15 protein-coding genes are annotated in these 19,211 nt (G+C 58.7%); 6 read left to right on the forward strand and 9 right to left on the reverse strand.

Annotated elements, in window-relative coordinates:
- Positions 1-21 precede the first annotated feature (21 nt).
- Together ACUN0E_RS32120 and ACUN0E_RS32125 are read right to left on the reverse strand one after the other, a co-directional pair.
- Positions 22-1,464, reverse strand: a complete 1,443-nt coding sequence (locus ACUN0E_RS32120; protein WP_445569099.1) for an HK97 family phage prohead protease — start codon at positions 1,462-1,464, stop codon at positions 22-24.
- Positions 1,465-2,798: 1,334 nt separating this feature from the next.
- On the reverse strand, positions 2,799-3,119 hold the full coding sequence (locus ACUN0E_RS32125) for a hypothetical protein (protein ID WP_445569100.1): 321 nt from the start codon (positions 3,117-3,119) through the stop codon (positions 2,799-2,801).
- A gap of 386 nt (positions 3,120-3,505) precedes the next feature.
- On the opposite strand from ACUN0E_RS32125, the gene halA reads away from it, so the two are divergent.
- Together halA and halB are read left to right on the forward strand one after the other, a co-directional pair.
- Positions 3,506-4,672, forward strand: a complete 1,167-nt coding sequence (gene halA / locus ACUN0E_RS32130; protein ID WP_445569101.1) for an anti-phage Hailong system effector protein HalA — start codon at positions 3,506-3,508, stop codon at positions 4,670-4,672.
- Positions 4,672-5,361 (forward strand): anti-phage Hailong system nucleotidyltransferase HalB, encoded by a 690-nt coding sequence (gene halB, locus ACUN0E_RS32135; protein ID WP_445569102.1) that lies wholly within the window; start codon positions 4,672-4,674, stop codon positions 5,359-5,361. The genes halA and halB overlap by 1 nt, the downstream gene beginning before the upstream one ends.
- A gap of 342 nt (positions 5,362-5,703) precedes the next feature.
- Here the strand turns inward: halB and ACUN0E_RS32140 are convergent, their stop codons facing one another.
- A complete protein-coding gene (locus ACUN0E_RS32140; protein WP_408389062.1) occupies positions 5,704-7,296 on the reverse strand; it encodes an ABC-F family ATPase in 1,593 nt (530 codons plus the stop codon).
- Positions 7,297-7,442: 146 nt separating this feature from the next.
- Complete coding sequence (locus ACUN0E_RS32145) at positions 7,443-8,600, reverse strand: NAD(P)-dependent oxidoreductase (protein WP_445569103.1); 1,158 nt, start codon at positions 8,598-8,600, stop codon at positions 7,443-7,445.
- Positions 8,601-8,772: 172 nt separating this feature from the next.
- Between ACUN0E_RS32145 and ACUN0E_RS32150 the strand changes: the two genes are divergently transcribed.
- Positions 8,773-8,979, forward strand: coding sequence for a dodecin (locus tag ACUN0E_RS32150; protein WP_074283352.1), 207 nt, complete (start codon positions 8,773-8,775; stop codon positions 8,977-8,979).
- A gap of 200 nt (positions 8,980-9,179) precedes the next feature.
- On the opposite strand, the gene ACUN0E_RS32155 is transcribed toward ACUN0E_RS32150, so the two are convergent.
- The 4 genes from ACUN0E_RS32155 to ACUN0E_RS32170 all read right to left on the reverse strand — a co-directional run bounded on the left by ACUN0E_RS32155 (position 9,180) and on the right by ACUN0E_RS32170 (position 14,089).
- Entirely contained in the window at positions 9,180-10,274 is a 1,095-nt protein-coding gene (locus tag ACUN0E_RS32155) for a BMP family ABC transporter substrate-binding protein (protein WP_408209634.1), read from the reverse strand.
- A gap of 67 nt (positions 10,275-10,341) precedes the next feature.
- Complete coding sequence (locus ACUN0E_RS32160) at positions 10,342-11,271, reverse strand: ABC transporter permease (protein WP_408335834.1); 930 nt, start codon at positions 11,269-11,271, stop codon at positions 10,342-10,344.
- 18 nt (positions 11,272-11,289) lie between these two features.
- Entirely contained in the window at positions 11,290-12,396 is a 1,107-nt protein-coding gene (locus ACUN0E_RS32165) for an ABC transporter permease (protein WP_445569104.1), read from the reverse strand.
- Between the two features lie 91 nt (positions 12,397-12,487).
- The gene (locus tag ACUN0E_RS32170; protein WP_408519189.1) at positions 12,488-14,089 is read right to left on the reverse strand and encodes an ABC transporter ATP-binding protein; all 1,602 of its coding nucleotides are present in this window, start codon (positions 14,087-14,089) and stop codon (positions 12,488-12,490) included.
- A 251-nt stretch (positions 14,090-14,340) separates the two neighbouring features.
- Between ACUN0E_RS32170 and ACUN0E_RS32175 the strand changes: the two genes are divergently transcribed.
- Positions 14,341-15,273 (forward strand): LysR substrate-binding domain-containing protein, encoded by a 933-nt coding sequence (locus ACUN0E_RS32175; protein ID WP_172176057.1) that lies wholly within the window; start codon positions 14,341-14,343, stop codon positions 15,271-15,273.
- A gap of 92 nt (positions 15,274-15,365) precedes the next feature.
- Here the strand turns inward: ACUN0E_RS32175 and ACUN0E_RS32180 are convergent, their stop codons facing one another.
- Positions 15,366-16,754: an 8-oxoguanine deaminase gene (locus tag ACUN0E_RS32180; RefSeq protein ID WP_445569105.1), complete on the reverse strand. Its 1,389-nt coding sequence runs from the start codon at positions 16,752-16,754 to the stop codon at positions 15,366-15,368.
- A gap of 516 nt (positions 16,755-17,270) precedes the next feature.
- On the opposite strand from ACUN0E_RS32180, the gene uraH reads away from it, so the two are divergent.
- Positions 17,271-17,624, forward strand: a complete 354-nt coding sequence (uraH, locus tag ACUN0E_RS32185; protein WP_445569106.1) for a hydroxyisourate hydrolase — start codon at positions 17,271-17,273, stop codon at positions 17,622-17,624.
- Positions 17,625-17,928: 304 nt separating this feature from the next.
- Complete coding sequence (locus tag ACUN0E_RS32190; RefSeq protein WP_445569107.1) at positions 17,929-19,122, forward strand: urate hydroxylase PuuD; 1,194 nt, start codon at positions 17,929-17,931, stop codon at positions 19,120-19,122.
- Positions 19,123-19,211 lie beyond the last annotated feature (89 nt).

A 19,211-nucleotide genomic window follows, 5' to 3' on the forward strand; every position in this document is an offset into this window, starting at 1 on the left:
TAAGCCGCCCACCGCATAAGATCAGGCCGAGAGTGCGACTTCCACCGCTGCGCCTGGAACAAATTGCCAGTCGATATACTGGTGTGCAGCAAGGGCAACTTGGGACGTCTGAAACATATTCACTGGCACGTTAGCTGCCACGCCCGAAAGACCGTAAACGTCCGCGTGTCCCATAGCATCCACTACCGCATCACCGATGTAGGCAAGTACGCGGGTTGCATCCGTAATGAACAGCTTTCCCGTAGGAACGCCATACGAGCAAATCGCGGGCATTCCGCCATAGAATCCGCCGCGCGCCGTAATTTGAGTCTCTGTAGGGCTACGCAGCGAAATTGCGGTAAGCGGGTTCACAAGCACGCAAGCTTGAGTAATGTCCCCGGTGAACGCCAAAACACCTGCACTAAAGCCGATAGCCTGTGTAGCTGCCGCCCCAAGGCCTTCCGGGGATACATTGTCGCGAGCTTGAGTACCAACAAATGCGTTATCAATGGCTCGGCTAAGGGCTCGCACAAGGATGCCTGTTAGGGTCGCCTCCGCAGTATCGTCGGTCGCTCGAACGAGTTCTTGCGAAATCACAGTGCACACGCCTGCTTTTCGCTTATCCGACAGATACACGCCAATATTGCCCTGAGCCAGAGGCATACCTGTTCCTTCGCCAAAGAAAGCACCGGCTACGGGCGACGACTCCACGTTGATGCGAGTAATAGCTGGAACCTGCACCAAACCTTGCAGTTGGCCCAGGATTGATCGGCTATAAACAGCTTGGACGAATTCCGAGCGGCTAAGCTTTCCGATTGTTAGCGCTCCAGTTGCATCAGCGCCCGCCACCATAGGATTTACGGCAGCCTTGATGTAGGTTGCTTCCGTAGAATGTTCGCCCCATCGGTTCTCGGCGTATAGCGCGGCGTTGTGCCCGTCCGCTGCCTTGGCGATAGCTGCACGGATGAACGTCTTGTTTTGCATGCGGATAGGTTCAATCATGGTCATGTCCTTTTGATAGTGAAATTGAGTTGATTTGAATGCGGTAATGACAGCATCTGGATTTGCGGGTATCGATACGAGACTAAGCTCATGTACGTCCGCTTTGCTGTAAAGTGTCCCGCCATTTGACAGCGGCTGCGACTTGACCGGACGGAACCCGATAGACACGCCCTTGATAATTCCGCTCTTGACGCTGTGCCAAGCCTCATCCGTCCTTTGCTTAACCGTGCCGTCCTCGTCTACCTTTGCAATCTTGGCTTTGAACGGGAGGCCGTTAGCATTGGGCGCTCCGAAAGTAACCGTACCGACAGGCCGTGAATGGTCGTGGCCAAGCAGCAAAGGTGCCTCCCTCTGGAACGTGAGGCCCATCGGGTCCACGATATCTTTTACGCGGTCGACGGTCGGTGTGCTTGCGATACCCTCAAACTCACGGGCATCCTCTGTAATCGCCTTAACGACGAATTCCGAAAACATCTTATCCATATACTTCCTTATATTTAGAATGCCTAAATTTATCCGCATTAGACGTGAGCGCGGTTTATCAGTAACGGGCTACGGGTGCTGCGCTTCCAAGTACTTCGCTAGAGCGCGGCGGATAATCTCGCTTACGTCTAGGTCTTGCTCAGCGGCGCAGATACGAACCGCCCTTTGCATATCAGGCCGAGTCTTGAAACTCATTGTGCGCAGTTCGCTGCCGCGTGGCTTACGTCGCGCCGTGATCTCCCCTGAGACCATGGATTTTCTCTCCTGTTGGTAATACCACTAGTTAAACAAAGTGGACCGGATGCCACACCATAGCGGCGTTACCAATCCATACGCACAAACATACAAACAGCAAAATTGCTCTATCTTTCACATGCACTCCTAATTTTACAATCGCGAACTATCCGATCTACGAACAAGGCTAGTTAGTGAAACGGATTACGGTGGTCTATCCCTACCCGCGCCCCCGTGGGCAGTGCACACGCAGCAAGCCGCGCTGCACTCTCATGCTCGTTGGAACAGTGGCGCGCCATAATCATGACCCGCGCGACGTTACCGCGTTGTTTCGTAGATGCTTGCGTGACTTCAAAGCCGTAGTGTGTCAGCGTAGCGATTGCTAGGCGGTGCGCCGTGCGCTCATCAAGTCCCGGTACTTCGATATGAATAGTCTTGCTCATTGGTCCGTTTCGCCGTGAGTTGTGAGTTGCGCCGCCATACGCCCCGCCATGCGCCTCCGCTGGTTCGGGAACATGCGGCTAAGCGCAAGACAATCATTACCTGTGCTGTGATTCACGGCAGGGTTGCGTTCCGTGTCACCTCTAAGCGGGCTAGTCTTGGTTTCCCCGTAGCCCGGAGCCTTATACGCCTCGTGATTAATCCGTCGCACGGGTTTTCTAGCTGACTCAGGTAGCCTCTCCGCCGTTGGCGTGGCGTATGGCGTCCGATGGTCTATCCGCATAACAGTCCTCCTTGGTTGGATAAGGAGACTCCGTAAATCCCCTTATCGAACCTCTCAGTTCGTCTAGCCGTTCCGTTGTTTGAGTCCCCGTAGCGACCCGTGCGGCCCATCTTGTCCCCAGGTTTCCCTGACGCTCAGACCCGTTGCGGCTAGTTAGTAATCTTCCCGTTTAATTCCCGTCTGACTTCTCGGAGAGGCTAGGGCCGGGGGAGCCGGGGTTTCCATGAATCCCGGTCACCAATCCGGGAGAATGTCTAGGTAGCTAGCTACACTACCAATGACGAACTGAAGTATGCCAGCAAGCTTCACTACCATCAAGACTGAAAAGAAAAACCGCCGAACAATATTTACTATTGTTTCGCGGCGGCTGATAGTTTTATTCAGAATCGTCCGGGGCGGCGGGTGCACCGTTGGCCCACTCGTACGGCCAGTTATCAACGGTCTCCACTTCCTCATCGTATTTGGTGAGGCTGATGGTACTGAGCAATATAGCCAGCTTGTCCGGGTCGGTCTCGGTTAGACGCTTGTATCGTATGTAGCCGTCTGCAAGCTCTCTAAGGATCGCGCTGGCTGTACGGTCCTCAATGTCTCCGATTGCCTTTAGAACCTTTATCTGGGACTTGAGCATTCGTACCTGCACGGGCTGAGTATTGCGCTCGGTCTTTACCCCGTTTTTTATCGGGTCTTTCGTTGGCATCGTGCACCTCTAAATTTTTTTGTAGTGTAGCACCGTTGCCGCCTAGCCGACATACAAAACCGCGCTGCAATATCCTCCGCCGTCACCTGCTAGTACGTGTTCTGAAGCATTGAGAGGGCTTTATGACCGCAAATCTTAGCCAGCGTCAGAACGTTTTCTTCGCGAGCCATACGCGCCAGGACCTTCGCCTGCGTGGCGTGGATATGCATATCGCCGGATAAAATGTGCTTGACGTACCGGCTCCGCTTCTGTCACGGCGAAAGTTAAGCTACGCGCGAGGATGGCACCACCGGCAACGGGTCGGGCCACGGTACAATATGAAATTTGGGTACCAGTTACCAAGTGCGCCCTTAACACTACAATCTGTGACGCCACCAATTCATCCCATGGATAACCCAATATCTCCGGCACTCAACAGCGGCGATTTAGCGAACCCCGCCAACTCAGCAACACCGGTCAACCCTGCTCAGCATGCGAGTGGCTCGATTACACCGGAAATTGTTGTTCTTCGGGTTCGCGGCAAACGGACAAAAAGTTATTGGGAACCAGTGTTTAACCCAAACTCAGCGGCACCCGTCGCCGTGTATGACTGGGATGTAACTGGAAAAACAGGCATTCAAAATCAATTGTGTCGCGCTTTCGAATTGGCTGCTCTCATGCGAAGTCGCGCCCAAACACGATGGCCCGTAAGTACGTTTGCGTTCGCCGATTGCGATTTCGAGGGGCAATTTGCAGACGTGACGTTCAAGAATTGCACGTTCGTCGGTTGCGACTTTGGCTCATGTTCTTGGAAAAATGCAAAATTTTCAAACTGTGAGTTCAAAAAATGTTCATTTACAATGACCACCTTTGAACAAAGTCAATTTATCACTTGCAAATGGGAAAAAATTGGCATATCGGGCACTGAAACTAAGTTTTTTGATACGAGCGTAAGCAATCCCCTTGAATTTATAGCCGCTGCCTGGACAAACTTAGATTCAGGCGTATTGAGTCAATTTAACAAAGATGCTTTGTATCAAACGATGCGCCTGGAGCAGACAAAAACGAAAGTTGCCAGACTCATTCTATCGAACAATGAACGCAGCGGAGACGATGCAACCTATTATAGATCCGTCGAAACATATCTAAGACAAATCATTCGATCCAAACAAATCGTTTGCAAGTACAATATAAAAAATCGCATATCAATCATAGTCAATATCGCGTCGCTGTTATTGTTCTACGTCGAATCGGTATTGCTAAGAATTTCAGGAACGATAAATAATTGGGGCGCAAGCGTTGCACGACCTGCGGTTGTGGGATTGATCATCGCTGCTGCATTCGCAGGGTGGTACTACTTCGCATGGCGATTTTTCCTGGGGATGTCGCCGCCACTCAAGGAGACAGCCATGAAATCGTTCGACGTAACGCTACTTTTTGGATACACCAAACACGCCTTGGCCGGAAGCCGCTTCTTTGAACAGACGTCGTACGCGATAAATGCCTTTCTTGGGTTATGGTGGTATGCGATCTTTGTACCCACCGTCATTAATCGCATTAGTCGAGTTCGCTGATGACAATTACCTCACTAGCATTGTACGGAAGTCGCGCACGTCAGGACGAAGATATACATTCCGATATTGATCTTTTTGCCATTTCGACTGACCTTCAGTATCAGATGATTGTGCAAAAGAACACCAATATCGCCAGCTATCCGCGACCGCTTGCTTTCGAAAGAGCAAGGCAAGGCGATCTTTTTATGCTGCACATAGTAAATGAAGCACAGGTTCTTTACGATCCGACCAATGAATTTTCACAATTGAAAGAGACTTTCACTTTTAAGGGTTCTTACGATTCTGAAATTCAATTCGCTTCGGATATAGCGTGGATGTTGATTGATAATTCAAGCACGAGCAATAATTTTTCTTTCTTGAACCGGCGCATCGCATGGTGTGTTAGAACTATCCTTATCGCTCGTGGTGCAAATTTACAGCGACCAATATTTTCGGCGAGCAAGCTCGCTGAATTTTCAGCCTCAGATCTAACTCTGCCCCTTATCAAAGGAAAAAGCTCTAATGAAGCTCGGCCCGGCGCGTTGGACGCATTAGAGGCTTTCTTGAAGAAATTCGGAGGGGCACATCCGTTTCTCGACCGAAAAACATCCCTCATTGAATACGCGGGATACTTCGCCGGGCAGGGAAACGTTATGGGAAGCAAAACATTGACTATGCTTCAAAGCACTGCAGAGGATTTCTATTCGTAAGATCCCAAGTAGAGCCTTGATTTAAAGAAACGATTTCGAGCGCACAGGATTCGTACTGGCCTTGATGCGGCAGTGTCAGGCCTGCAGTGCTAACAGCGCTACTGTTCCGCATCCTGCGTTCGCCTTACGTCAAACGTCAACTCGCAGGACAATTACAAAACACTGCGATGGCGAATCGCCCGGAAAACGCCTGTTTGAACCGGGCATACGCGATTGATTTATAAGCTTTACTTCTTTACCCAACGCTGATGCACCTCTTCGAACAGACACACACCACTAATGTACCCACCGGGACAACCAATGGGTACAATCGGGTACATCAGGAATGGGTACAGAAAGCGCTTACTGCACGCCCTGGCTCAACAGGAAGTCTTCATAATTGCCGCCGAAGTCGTTCAACGTGCCGTTGGTCTTCACTTCGATGATCCGGTTCGCAAGACCGCTCACGAACTCACGGTCGTGCGATACGAAAATCAGCGTGCCTTCGTACTTGTCGAGCGCGATCTGCAGCGATTCGATCGATTCCATGTCCATGTGGTTAGTCGGCTCGTCCATCAGCATCACGTTGTGGCGGCCCAGCATCAGCTTGCCCCAGATCATGCGGCCCTTCTCACCACCGGAGAGCACCTTGACCGACTTGCGGATGTCGTCGGCATTGAACAGCAGACGGCCGAGGGTGCCGCGCACCATCTGCTCGTCGTCGCCTTCCTGGCGGTAGCCGTCGATCCAGTCCATCAGCGTGAGGTCGTCCGGAAACTCTTCGTACGTATCCTGCGGCATGTAACCGATGTTCGCGTTTTCGGCCCACTTCACCGTGCCGTGATCGAGCGCAAGCTTGCCGAGCAGCGAGCGCAGCAGCGTGGTTTTACCCGCGCCGTTCTCGCCGATGATCGCGATACGCTCGCCCGGCTGCACGCTGATGCTGAAATCGTTGAAGATCGAGCGCTCGTACTTCTTCGAGATCTTGTCCGCCACCACCGCGATGTTATGCAGCTTCTTCTCGTATTCGAAACGGATGAACGGGTTCTGCCGCGACGACGGCTTGAATTCCTCGATCTTGATCTTGTCGATCATCTTCATACGACTGGTAGCCTGGCGCGCCTTCGACTTGTTCGCCGAGAAGCGGCGCACGAAGTCCTGCAGGTCGGCGACGCGCTCCTTCGCCTTGGCGTTGGCGTTCTGCTGACGCTCGCGCGCCTGCGTGCTGGCCAGCATGTAGTCGTCGTAATTGCCCGGATAGACCTTCAGCGTGCCGAAGTCCATGTCGGCCATGTGCGTGCAGACCTGGTTCAAAAAGTGACGATCGTGCGAGATGATGATCATCGTCGAGTTGTACTGGTTGAGCACGTCTTCCAGCCAACGGATCGAGTTGATGTCCAGGTTGTTGGTCGGCTCGTCCAGCAGCAGCACGTCCGGTTTTGAGAACAGTGCCTGCGCGAGCAGCACGCGCAGTTTCCAGCCCGGTGCGACGTTGCTCATCGGGCCGTTGTGGTCTTCGATCGCGATGCCGATACCGAGCAGCAGTTCGCCCGCGCGCGCTTCGGCGGTGTAGCCGTCGTACTCGGCGAACTTCGCTTCGAGTTCGGCGGCGTGCATATAGTCGTCGTCAGTCGCGTCGGGGTTCGCGTAGATCGCGTCGCGCTCGTTCATGGCGGCCCACATTTCGGCGTGGCCCATCATCACGACGTCGAGCACACGCACGTCTTCATACGCGAACTGATCCTGGCGCAGCTTGCCGAGGCGCACATTCGGTTCGAGCATCACGGTGCCGGAACTCGGTTCCAGATCGCTACCCAGAATCTTCATGAAGGTCGACTTGCCGCAGCCGTTCGCACCGATCAGGCCATAGCGGTTCCCTCCCCCGAATTTGACAGAGATATTCTCGAAGAGGGGCTTTGGCCCGAATTGCATGGTGATATTGGCGGTAGACAGCACGACACGTCCTTTGAATGTGATATCGGCGAACAACCTAACATTTTAACAGGTTATCGCGAATTCAACCCACGCACGCGCCGTGCTCCCGCGTTTTGACGCCGCTTTCACGCTGCGTTCACACGCGCCTCACGTCTTCCGGGCGCCTTCTAGCCGCCGCGCGGCGTCTGCAAAACGTCGATGAAGGCCGACAGATCGGCTTCTGCAAGCCCCATCGCCGCACCGAGTCGCAGCAGTTGCTGGACCGTCGACGAAACCGGCATCGGCGTGCCAGTCTCGTACGCTGTCGCGGCGACCGTGTCGACGTCCTTCTGGAACGTACGGAATGCGCCGATCGGCGCGAGGCCGCTTTGCGTCATGCGGGGCACGAAAATCTGCAGCAGTACGGAATCCGCCCAGCCGCCGGCGAGGCCTTCAGTCAGTTTGGAAGCGTCGATGCCGCTGCGTTGCGCCAGGCTCACCGCCTCGGCGATCGCCGCCACGGTCGCGGTGACGATGGTCTGATTGCAGAGCTTGGTAGTCTGCCCTGCACCGACCTCGCCCATATGCGTGACACGGGCTGAATACGCACCGAGGAGCGGCGTGACCGCCTCGACGTCCACTGCCGCGCCGCCTGCCATGATCGCGAGCGTCCCTGCGGTCGCGCCCGCTACACCACCGGATACCGGTGCATCGATCCAGCCGACGTTTGTGGCGCCTGTGCCTGTGCCTGTGCCTGTGCCTGTGCCTGTGCCTGTGCCTGTGCCTGTGCCTGTGCCTGTGCCTGTGCCTGTGCCTGTGCCTGTGCCTGTGCCTGTGCCTGTGCCTGTGCCTGTGCCTGTGCCTGTGCCTGTGCCTGTGCCTGTGCCTGTGCCTGTGCCTGTGCCTGTGCCTGTGCCTGTGCCTGTGCCTGTGCCATCAGGTTGTCGCCCTGGCCCACCCTGGCCCGTAGCCGCAATCACACCTTCCACCGCGACCGTAGCCACCGCCGCCGCACGTTGCGCGAACGCGCGCGTCGCGGCCGGAGGAATGCTCGAGTGATCGACGATCCAGCGCACGCGTCTCGGCGCAGCGGCATCCCCACTCAGGAGTCCCTCGGCGCCGAACACTGTTTCTTCAACCGCCGCCGCATCCGCGACGCACAGCAGCACCGCCTCGCATCGCGAGGCGAGTTCGCACGGCGTATCGACCACCTTGGCCCCATCCGCCAACAACGCTTCCGCCTTGGCCCGTGTGCGATTCCAGACGTGCACGGAATGCCCCGCGCGCAGCAGATGCCGGATCATCGGCGCGCCCATCAGGCCAGGACCGCAAAAACCAATTTCCACTTTCAAGCCTCATCAGGTTTCAGATTGAGTTGCGCGGACATCATAACGGCCTCGCCTCATCGCGGCATATCGGGCATGCGATGTGCGAGATGACTAACCCATACGAGCGATGCCGGCCGCGATCCATTGCCTATACTTTTTTCACACCAACGAAGATCAAAGGAGGAAGTCCATGTCGGAACACGTCTACAAGCAAATCGAACTGACCGGCTCATCGACCAAATCGATCGACGACGCAATCAGCACCGCAATTACAAAAGCGTCGAAGACGCTGCGCAATTTGCATTGGTTCGAGGTAACGGAAACGCGGGGCCAGATCGAAAACGACAAGGTCGCCTACTGGCAAGTGACCATCAAGGTCGGCCTGCGCATCGACTAGCGCTTCGCCTGAGACATATTCAACACATCATCTGAAGCAAAAAAGCTGCGTCCGTACTGGACGCAGCTTTTAGTGCAGCGGTTACCGGGACCGCCGCCTGGTCGATCGCGACTCCGCCATTACGCGGTCATTCGTGACCCGATCGATCCTGATCCCGCCAATCGCTGCACGATTCGCTCACGACAACCGCGAAAGCCAGATTACTTCGGCAGCGAACCGTCCACGCCTTCCACATACCAGTTCAGGCGTTGCAGTTCCGGATCGGTCAGCGTCTTGCCTGCCGGCACCTTCACCGCGCCGGACTGGTCCTTGATCGGACCGGTGAACACGTCCCACTTGCCGCCTGCCAGCTCATCGCGCTTCGCCGCGACCTGCTTCTGCGCATCAGCCGAAATCGCCGACGTGTTCAAATCTTCAAGATTGACGGCCTTCTGCGGAATGCCCCACCACACCGGATCGTTTTTCCACTTGCCGTCCAGTACCTGCTGGATAGCCGCGTTGTAATACACGCCCCAGTGCGCGACCACCGAACCGAGATGCGCCTCAGGACCGAACTTCTTCATGTCCGAGTCCCAGCCGAACGCATGCACGTGCTTTTCCGATGCGGTCGCGAGCGTCGCGCTCGAATCGGTGTTTTGCAGCAGCACGTCGGCGCCCTGGCCGATCAGCGTTTCAGCGGCCTGCTTTTCCTTGCCCGGATCGAACCAGCTGTTGATCCAGATGACCTTGGTGTGAATCTTCGGGTTCACCGAACGCGCGCCGAGCGTGTACGCGTTGATGTTACGGATCACTTCAGGAATCGGCACCGACGCGACAAAGCCGAGCGTGTTGGTCTTCGTCACATAACCCGCGGCGACGCCGGCCAGGTACGCGCCCTGATACATGCGCACGTCATAGGTGCCGAAGTTCGGCGCCTTCTTGTAGCCGGTTGCGTGCAGGAACACCGTATCAGGGAAATCTTTCGCGACCTTCAACTCGAAGTCCTGATAGCCGAAGCTCGAACCGATGATGATTTTATTGCCCTTGTTTGCCAGATCGCGGAACACTCGTTCCGAGTCGGCCGATTCCGGCACGTTCTCGATGCGGGTGATCTTGATCTTGTTGCCAAACTTCGCTTCCGCTTCCTTCGAGCCCTGATCGTGCGCGAAGGTCCAGCCGGCGTCGCCAGGATTGCCGAGATAGACAAACGCAACGCCCGGTGCGTCGGCAGCTTGCGCAGTTTGTGCGAGCGGCGCGGCGAGCGCCAGTGAGGCCGCGCCCCAAGCGAAAGCGGTCAGCAGATTTCTTCTCTTCATGTTCTCTCCTGTCGTGTTTGTCGATTGATTTGAAACGTGTGGTCGGTCATATGAAACGGCAACCGTGTCAGCCCGCCGAGAAAAACGGCTTGCCAAGCGATGCGGGTGCATTCAGACGAATTGTGTTCGGGTTGCGCGAAATCAGTACGAGCACGACGATGGTCGCGACGTACGGCAGCATCGCGAGAAATTGCGTCGGCACCGGCACGCCGATGGCCTGCGCGTAAAACTGCAGGCCGGTCACGGCGCCGAACAGCAGCGCGCCGATCAGGAGACGGCCCGGGCGCCATGTCGCGAACACCACCAGCGCGAGCGCGATCCAGCCGCGGCCCGAAGTGAGTTGCTCCTGCCACAAGTGCAGGTTGACGATCGAGTAATAACCGCCGGCGAGCCCCGCCATGCCGCCGCCAAAGGCCACCGCGCCGTAACGCACGCCGACCACCGGAAAGCCGACCGAGTGCGCCACTTGCGGCGATTCGCCGACCGAGCGCAGCACGAGGCCCGCACGCGTGCGGTACAGGAACCACCAGATCACCGCGAACATCAGGAACGCGAGGTAATCGAGCGGCGTGAGGCTGAAGAATGCGGGGCCGAGCACCGGGATCTTCGAGAGCCCCGGAATGGTCCACGTGTCGATCGTGGCGCGCACGGCCGCCGACGTGTACGGCTTGCCGACATAGGCCGACAAGCCGATGCCGAAGATCGTCAGCGAGAGGCCGGTGGCGACCTGATTGGCGAGCATGGTCAGCGTGAGAAACGCAAACAGCATCGACATCGCGAGGCCCGCGCCGATCGCGGCGACCACGCCGAGCCACGGGCTGCCGGTAATGGCGGTGACCGCATAGCCGGTCACGGCGCCCATCAGCATCATGCCTTCGACGCCGAGGTTGAGAACGCCCGACTTCTCGGTGACGAGTTCGCCCGCGCCTGCGAACATCAGCGGGATCGCGGCGGAGACGGCGCTCGAGGTGAGCGCGCTGGCTTGTTGAATATCCATGGGGATCCGGCGGGAAAATCAGTGGGCTTGCGCGGCGACTGAGCGCCGGCGCACGCGATAGTTCACGAACAGGTCGGCACCCAGCAGGCAGAACAGCAGCAGCCCCTGGAACACGCCGGAAAGCGCCTGCGGTAATTGCATCGAGGTCTGCACCGCTTCGCCGCCGAGGTACAGCAGCGCCATTAGCAAGCTCGCGAGCACGATGCCGACCGGATGCAGCCGCCCCACGAACACGACGATGATCGCGGTGAAGCCGTAGCCCGGCGACCATGTCGCCTGCAACTGACCGATCGGACCGGAGATCTCGCCCATGCCGGCGAGGCCCGCCAGGCCGCCGCTGATCAGCAGCGAGGTCCAGATGGTTTTCTTGTCGGAGAACCCGGCGTAGCGCGCGGCGAGCGGCGCGAGACCGCCGACGTTCATCCTGTAGCCCGCGAAGCTCTTGCGCATGAAGAGCCACGCACACGGAATCGCGATCAGCGTGACGAATACCGACGCGTTCAGCCGCGTGCCGCGCAGCCATTTCCAGTGCCAGTCGCCAGAAAATGTCGGGTACAACGCGTCGCCGCTGAACATCTCCGAGAGCGGAAAGTTCATGCCCTGCGGATCGCGCCACGGGCCGCTCACCAGATAGATCAGCAACTGCGTGGCCACATACGTGAGCATCAGGCTGACGAGAATCTCGTTGGTGTTGAAGCGGCTTTTCAGCAGCGCGGGAATCGCGGCCCACGCCATGCCACCGAGCACGCCGGCGACCATCATGGTCGGCAGAATCCACCAGCCGGTGGCCTGATCGAAGTAGATTGCGACACCGCTGGCGGCGATGCCGCCGAGCAGCATCTGCCCTTCAGCGCCGATATTCCAGACGTTGGCGCGATAGCCGATCGCGAGACCAAGGCCGATCAGGCAAAGCGGCGAAGCCTTCAGCAGCAGTTCGGACCAGCCGTTCACGCTGGCAAGCGGTTCGATGAAAAACGCATGCATGGCTTCGAGTGGATCGCGGCCGACCAGGCTGAAGATCAGGAAGCCGATCGCGAGCGTGAGCAACGCGGCGATCAGCGGCACGGCAAGCTGCATCGTGCGCGAGGGCGTCGTGCGTGCTTCGAGTCGATACGGAAGAATCATGGGAGCGTGTGCTTATGTGAGTGCTTATGTCTGGTTCTGGTGCTTATGGTGCTTTAGCGTCGATCAGCTATCCGATCGCGCATCTATCTGATCAGGCATGCGCCGGCTGTTCCGCCGACGGCGCCGCGCCCTCGCGGTCGCCGAACAGGCCCGCCATCCAGCGGCCGATTTCTTCGGCGTTGGTCGCCCCCGTGGCACGCACTGGCGAGAGTCTGCCGCCTGCGAGCACCGCGATGCGATCGCAGATGTCGAACAATTCTTCCAGCTCTTCTGAGATCACCAGAATCGCCACGCCGCTTGCGGACAGGTCGAGCAACTGCTGACGAATGAAAGCCGCCGCGCCGACGTCGACGCCCCAGGTCGGCTGCGCGACCACCAGCACCTTGGGTGCCTGCAAAATCTCGCGACCCATGATGTATTTCTGCAGATTGCCGCCGGAGAGACTTTGCGCCAACGCTTCAGCGCCACCGCAACGGACGTCGAAGGCTTCGATACACCGCTTGGCGAAGGCACGCATCACGCCCGCCTTGATCCAGCCGGAATTCACCATCTGCTGACGATGTGCCGTGAGCAGCGCGTTTTCCGACAACGTCATTGCAGGCACCGCGCCGCGGCCCAGGCGCTCTTCCGGCACAAAACCGAAACCAAGCGCGCGCCGGCCGCCAGCGCCGAGACGACCTGCCGCCTTTCCGCAGATCGTGACAGCATCGGCACGCGTGCCGCGCTTTTCACCCGAGAGTGCCGACAGCAATTCGGCCTGCCCGTTGCCCGACACGCCCGCGATGCCGAAGATCTCGCCGGCATGCACGCCGAACGACACGTTATCGAGCGAGGTGCCGAACGGGTCGTCGCTCTCCACCGACAACTGCTTCACGTCGAGCAGCACGTCACCCGGCTTATGTTCACGTCGCGTGTAATCCGGCAGCGAATGGCCGACCATCAACTGCGCGAGCGACGCATGCGTCTCTTCTTTCGGCGTCACGTGACCGGTCACGCGGCCGCCGCGCATCACCGTGGCGGTGTCGCACAACTCCTGGATTTCGTCGAGTTTGTGGCTGATGTAGAGAATGCTGCACCCTTCTGCAGCGAGACGCCGCAGCGTCGCGAAGAGCTTGCGGACCGCTTGCGGCGTGAGCACCGAAGTCGGTTCGTCCATGATCAGCAAACGCGGGTTCTGCAGCAGGCAGCGCACGATTTCGACGCGCTGCCGCTCGCCCACCGTCAGGCTGTGCACGTGACGTTGCGGGTCGATGTCGAGGCCGTAGTCGGCGGAGACTTCGCGGATACGCCTCGCCAGCGTCTTCAGATCGAACGGTTCGTCGAGCGCGAGCGCGATGTTTTCACCGACCGTGAGCGTCTCGAACAGCGAGAAATGCTGGAACACCATGCCGATGCCGAGCTTGCGCGCCGCAGCGGGGCTCGCGATCTCGACCGGCTGGCCTTCCCATTGGATCTCACCGGCGTCGGGACGCACCGCGCCGTAGATGATTTTCATCAACGTGCTTTTGCCGGCGCCGTTTTCGCCGAGCACGGCATGGATTTCACCCGGCGCGACGATCAACGTGACGTCGTCGTTGGCGCGTACGGCCGGATATTGTTTGGTGATGCCATGAAGCATCAACCGGGGCGCCGCCTGTTCCGGCCTGTTTGCCGGCTGCGCGGCGGCGCCGTCGCTATAAGAAGAGTCGCTCATGTGATTCCGTAGTACGTCAGAGACTGCCGGTTACAGCGCGTCCGCCCGCCCTGTCAGCGAGCGATCCGTCACCACAACCGGATGACAATACCTAAATCGACCGGCCCAGTCGAGCCGTCAAAATTCCCCGCAAACCCCCGTCGCAGCGTGCTCTGCGGGTATCCCACTCTTGACGTGGCTTTGTGTTCATATTAAAAGCCATATATACCCACGCCCGTTCGATCAGCCAGAACATATATTTCGGAGAAGTCATGAGTCAGCAACGCGAGGCGATCGATACGTATCTATTACGCGTCTTGCACACCCTGTTGATGGAACGCAGCGTCACGCGCGCGGCCGTCAAACTGAATCAATCGCAACCCGCCATCAGCGCGGCCCTGCGCCGTTTGCGCGACATCACCGGCGACCCGCTGCTGGTGCGCGGCAAATCCGGCATGGTGCCGACCGAGTACGGCCTGCGCCTGCTCGAACCGGTGCAAAACGCGCTGCGCGAGATCGAACGCATCAAGTTCCAGCAGCACAACTTCGACCCGGCAACCTCGATCCGCTGCTATCGGATCGGTTGCCCGGACTACCTGAACGTGCTGTTCGTGCCGACGGTGGTCGAGCGCTTTCGTCAGGCCGCGCCGAACGCGACGCTCGAATTTCACTCGCTCGGGCCGGCGTTCGACTACGAACTCGCGCTCGAGGACGGCAAGCTCGACACCGTGGTCGGCAACTGGCCCGAGCCGCCGGAGCAGTTGCACCTGTCGAATCTGTTCGTCGATCAGATCGTCTGCCTGATGAGCAACGCGCATCCGTTCGCCAAACGCGGCGGGTTGACGCTCGACCAATACCTGAATGCCCCGCATCTTGCGCCTACTCCTTACTCGGTGGGCCAGCGCGGCGCGATCGACGTGCATCTCGCGCGCGAACGCTTAAAACGTCATGTGGTCGTTACGTTGCCATACTTCAATCTGGCGCCCTACGTCCTGATCAAGTCCGATCTGATCTTCACGACCACGCGCCTGTTTGCCGACTACTACGCCAAGTTCCTGCCGCTGACCGTGGTGCCCGCACCGCTCGACTTCCCGCCGATGCAGTACTACCAGTTGTGGCACGAACGCGTGCATTACTCCGACGAAGTCCGCTGGCTGCGCAGTCTGGTTGCCGAAGCCACCAAGACGTTGATCGACAAGCCTTGATCTTTGTGCTGCGGTCTGTCGGCATCCCGTTTTTGTGGATGCCGACAGACCGCCTTCTTCTGTTTCGCCCTTATTCCGTCGTTACTGCAACGTTACGCTGCCGCTTCGTAAAGCGTCTTCGCCAACCGGTTGTGCTGCTCGATGACCGGTCCAAGCTCCAGCGTCGTCAACTGACCATTCTTTACCACCATCTTGCCGCCGATCACGCTATGGCTCACCTGCGACGGCGCGCAGAACACCAGTGCCGCGACCGGATCGTGCAATGCGCCCGCAAACAGCGGCTGACGCAAATCGAAAGACACGAAGTCCGCCGCCATGCCCGGCGCCAATGCACCGATGTCGTCGCGATTGAGCACCTTCGCGCCGCCTAGCGTCGCAATCTCCAACGCTTCACGCGCGGTCATCGCGTCCGGCCCGAAGCCGACCCGCTGCAACAACAGCGCCTGGCGCACTTCCGCGACCATTTGCGCACCGTCGTTCGACGCCGAACCGTCCACGCCCAGGCCCACCGGCACACCGGCAAGCCGCATCCGCCTGACCGGCGCAATCCCCGAGGCGAGCCGCATGTTCGAACACGGGCAATGCGCGACGCCGGTGCCGGTGCGGGCGAACAGTTCGATACCCGCGTCGTCCAGTTGCACGCAGTGCGCATGCCATACATCGTGACCGACCCAGCCGAGGTCTTCGGCATACTCGGCCGGCGTCATGCCGAACTTCTCGCGGCTGTACGCGATGTCGTTGACGTTCTCTGCCAGGTGCGTGTGCATCGATACGCCGTAATGCCGCGCCATCACCGCCGATTCACGCATCAGGTCGCGGCTCACCGAGAACGGCGAGCACGGCGCCACCACCACGCGCAACATGGCGTAACGCCCTTCGTCGTTGTACGTCTCGATCAGGCGCTGCGTGTCCTTCAGGATGTCCGTTTCACGCTCGACCACCGAATCCGGCGGCAAACCGCCATCTTTCTGCCCCACGCTCATGCTGCCGCGCGCTGCGTGAAACCGCATGCCGATCCGCTGCGCCGCGACGATGCTGTCGTCGAGGCGGCTGCCGTTCGGGTAGATATACAAATGGTCGCTCGAAGTCGTGCAACCGGACAGCAACAGCTCGGCCATCGCCGTCAAGGTAGAGACTTCGATCATCTCCGGTGTGAGGTTCGCCCACACCTTGTAGAGGCTGGTCAGCCAGCCGAACAGTTCGGCGTTCTGCGCAGCGGGAATCGCGCGCGTCAGGCTCTGATACATGTGGTGGTGCGTGTTCACCAGCCCTGGAATCACCAGATGGCCGCGCATGTCCAGCACTTCGTCGGCCGTTTGCGGCAATTCCGCGGTCGGACCGACCGCGGCGATGCGGTTGTCCTCGATATACAGACCGCCGTCGCGCAGTTCGCGCCGGGCGCCGTCCATCGTGACCAGCACGTCAGCGTGCTTCACCAACATCGTTTTTTTCGGCTTCATAGCCGCCTGCTCCATCGTCATTCGTTTCTCCGCTTCATTGCTTCCGTGCAAAGCCGTTCGAACGCGATGTGACAGCACGCCAACCGTGCCGCCGCGTCCCGTCGAACGCCGTTGGCCCGGTTACCCAGCGTGTTTCCGCCGTCTTCGGGGTGTGCCGCGCTTCACTCAGGTTTGCTGCAGCGCACAGGTGTAACCTTCGACGGCCAAAATAATGCTGACAACTCGTGCCAGTGCGATACCCAACCTCACGCTGCCGATATAGTGGGCCTTTTTTGGCGCCGGTACGATCGAATTACACGGCAATAGTCGAACGAATCGACTCGATGCGGCTTTCAGCAGGCTGTCTGTCATGCGCCAGGTATTATCTTTCCTATCTCGCGCGCGCTGAGGTGAACATCCTTTTTACAATGGCTGCCACGGCGCTCGCTTCAATTCGCCGACGGGTATGTAGCCACTGACGTGGAGCCTCGATCCGCCGCAACGTATTCTGGATCGGGCCGCCGCCGAAACCTCGCATTCACATAAGGAAAATTGCGAATGGGAAAGCTCACTACCCACGTGCTCGACACCGCGAACGGCCGTCCCGGCGCGGGCATCAAGGTCGAACTCTTTGCGCTCTCCGGCGACACCCGCCGCGCGCTCAAAACCACCATCACCAATGACGACGGCCGCTGCGACCAGCCGCTGCTCGAAGGCGACGCATTGGTCCCGGGCGAATACGAACTCGTGTTCGGCGCCGGCGACTACTTTGCATCGATCGGCACGAAGGTGCCGGAGCCGCGTTTTGTCGATCGCGTCGTGTTGCGCTTCGGCGTGGCCGATGCCGCTGCACACTATCACGTGCCGCTGCTGGTATCGCCGTGGTCGTACAGCACCTATCGGGGCAGTTGAGCCGAACGGAGCGTATCGATAGGCGTTGGAGGAGGACGAGGTTGAAGTCGCGCTGTAGTGCGAGCGCGCCCGATTGCATTGTGCGGATCCTTGGAGACACCCGCGAAGCGCAATCGAACGCGAGCGACTCGACCCGAAGTTCCAATAAAAAACGGCGCTGTGCGAACTGAGCGCACCGCGTCTCTCACCCCGCAGTCTGCGCAGCGACACCGTGCATGCCGACGACCCATCAACCGGGTCCCGAAGGCGCAATCAAGGCACAGGCGTCGTTGCGCGTACAACGAATCAGAAGTGGAGGAGTTTCATGGAAGGCTTTATCACTGACTGGCTGAACCTGGCATTGCGCTGGTTTCACGTCATCGTCGCCATCGCCTGGATCGGCGAATCGTTCTATTTCGTCGCGCTCGACAACAGCCTGAAACCGCCTACGGACCCGAACCAGCGCAAGCGTGGCGTGTTCGGCGAGTTGTGGCACGTGCACGGCGGCGGCTTCTACAACATGCAGAAGTACACCGTCGCACCGCCGGAAATGCCGGACGATCTGCACTGGTCCAAGTGGCCGTCGTACACCACGTGGCTGTCGGGCGCGAGCCTCTTCACGGTGCTGTATCTGCTCGCGCCGTCCACCTACCTGATCGACAAGAACGTGCTCGACATGGGCCCGGTGGTCGCGGTTGCTTCGGCGCTCGGCTTCCTCGCGGCAGGCTGGATCGTCTACGACTCGCTGTGCCGTCTGCTCGGCAACAAAGACAAGGTACTCGGCATCTGCGTCGGCGTTTATGTGGTGATCGCGGCGTACCTCGCGTGCCATATCTTCGCGGGCCGCGCGGCTTACCTGATCATGGGCGCGATGCTGGCAACGATCATGTCGGCGAACGTGTTCTTCGTGATCATCCCGGGCCAGCGCAAGATGGTTGCCTCGATGCTCAAGGGCGAAACGCCGAACCCGATCTACGGCAAGCGCGGTAAGCAACGCTCGGTGCATAACACGTATTTCACGCTGCCGGTGGTGTTCGCAATGCTGTCGAACCACTACGCGATGACATACACGAATCAGTACAACTGGGTCGTGCTGCTGATGATCATGCTGGCCGGCGCGCTGATTCGCCAGTTCTTCGTGATGCGTCACCGTGGCCAGGTGCTGTGGTACTTGCCGCTGGTGGGTATCGTGCTGATGTTCGCCGCCCTCTTCTCGACAATGCCGAAGCCGGTCGTGCCGCAAGCACAAGCTGCGAATGCGCCGAGCATCAAGGTGGCCGATATTGCGCCGGTGCTGCAACAGCGCTGCGTGGCATGCCACTCCGCTCATCCGACGATGATGGGCAGTGCGCCGGCCGGCGTGTTGCTGGATACGCCCGACGAGATCTCGCAGAACGCACAGCGGATCTATCAGCAGGCGGTGACGTTGAAGGCGATGCCGCTGGGCAACGTCACACACATGACCGACGACGAGCGGATGAAGATCGCCGCGTGGTTCGAAGGCGGTGCGGTGAAGTAATGAGCTCGCCGGGTGCGTTGCCCGGCTTGGCAAAGCAGCATGAAGCGGGCTTTTCGCATGAGCGGGAAGCCCGCTTTTTTGTTTGTCAG

It is taken from the genome of Paraburkholderia sp. D1E, assembly GCF_052682275.1.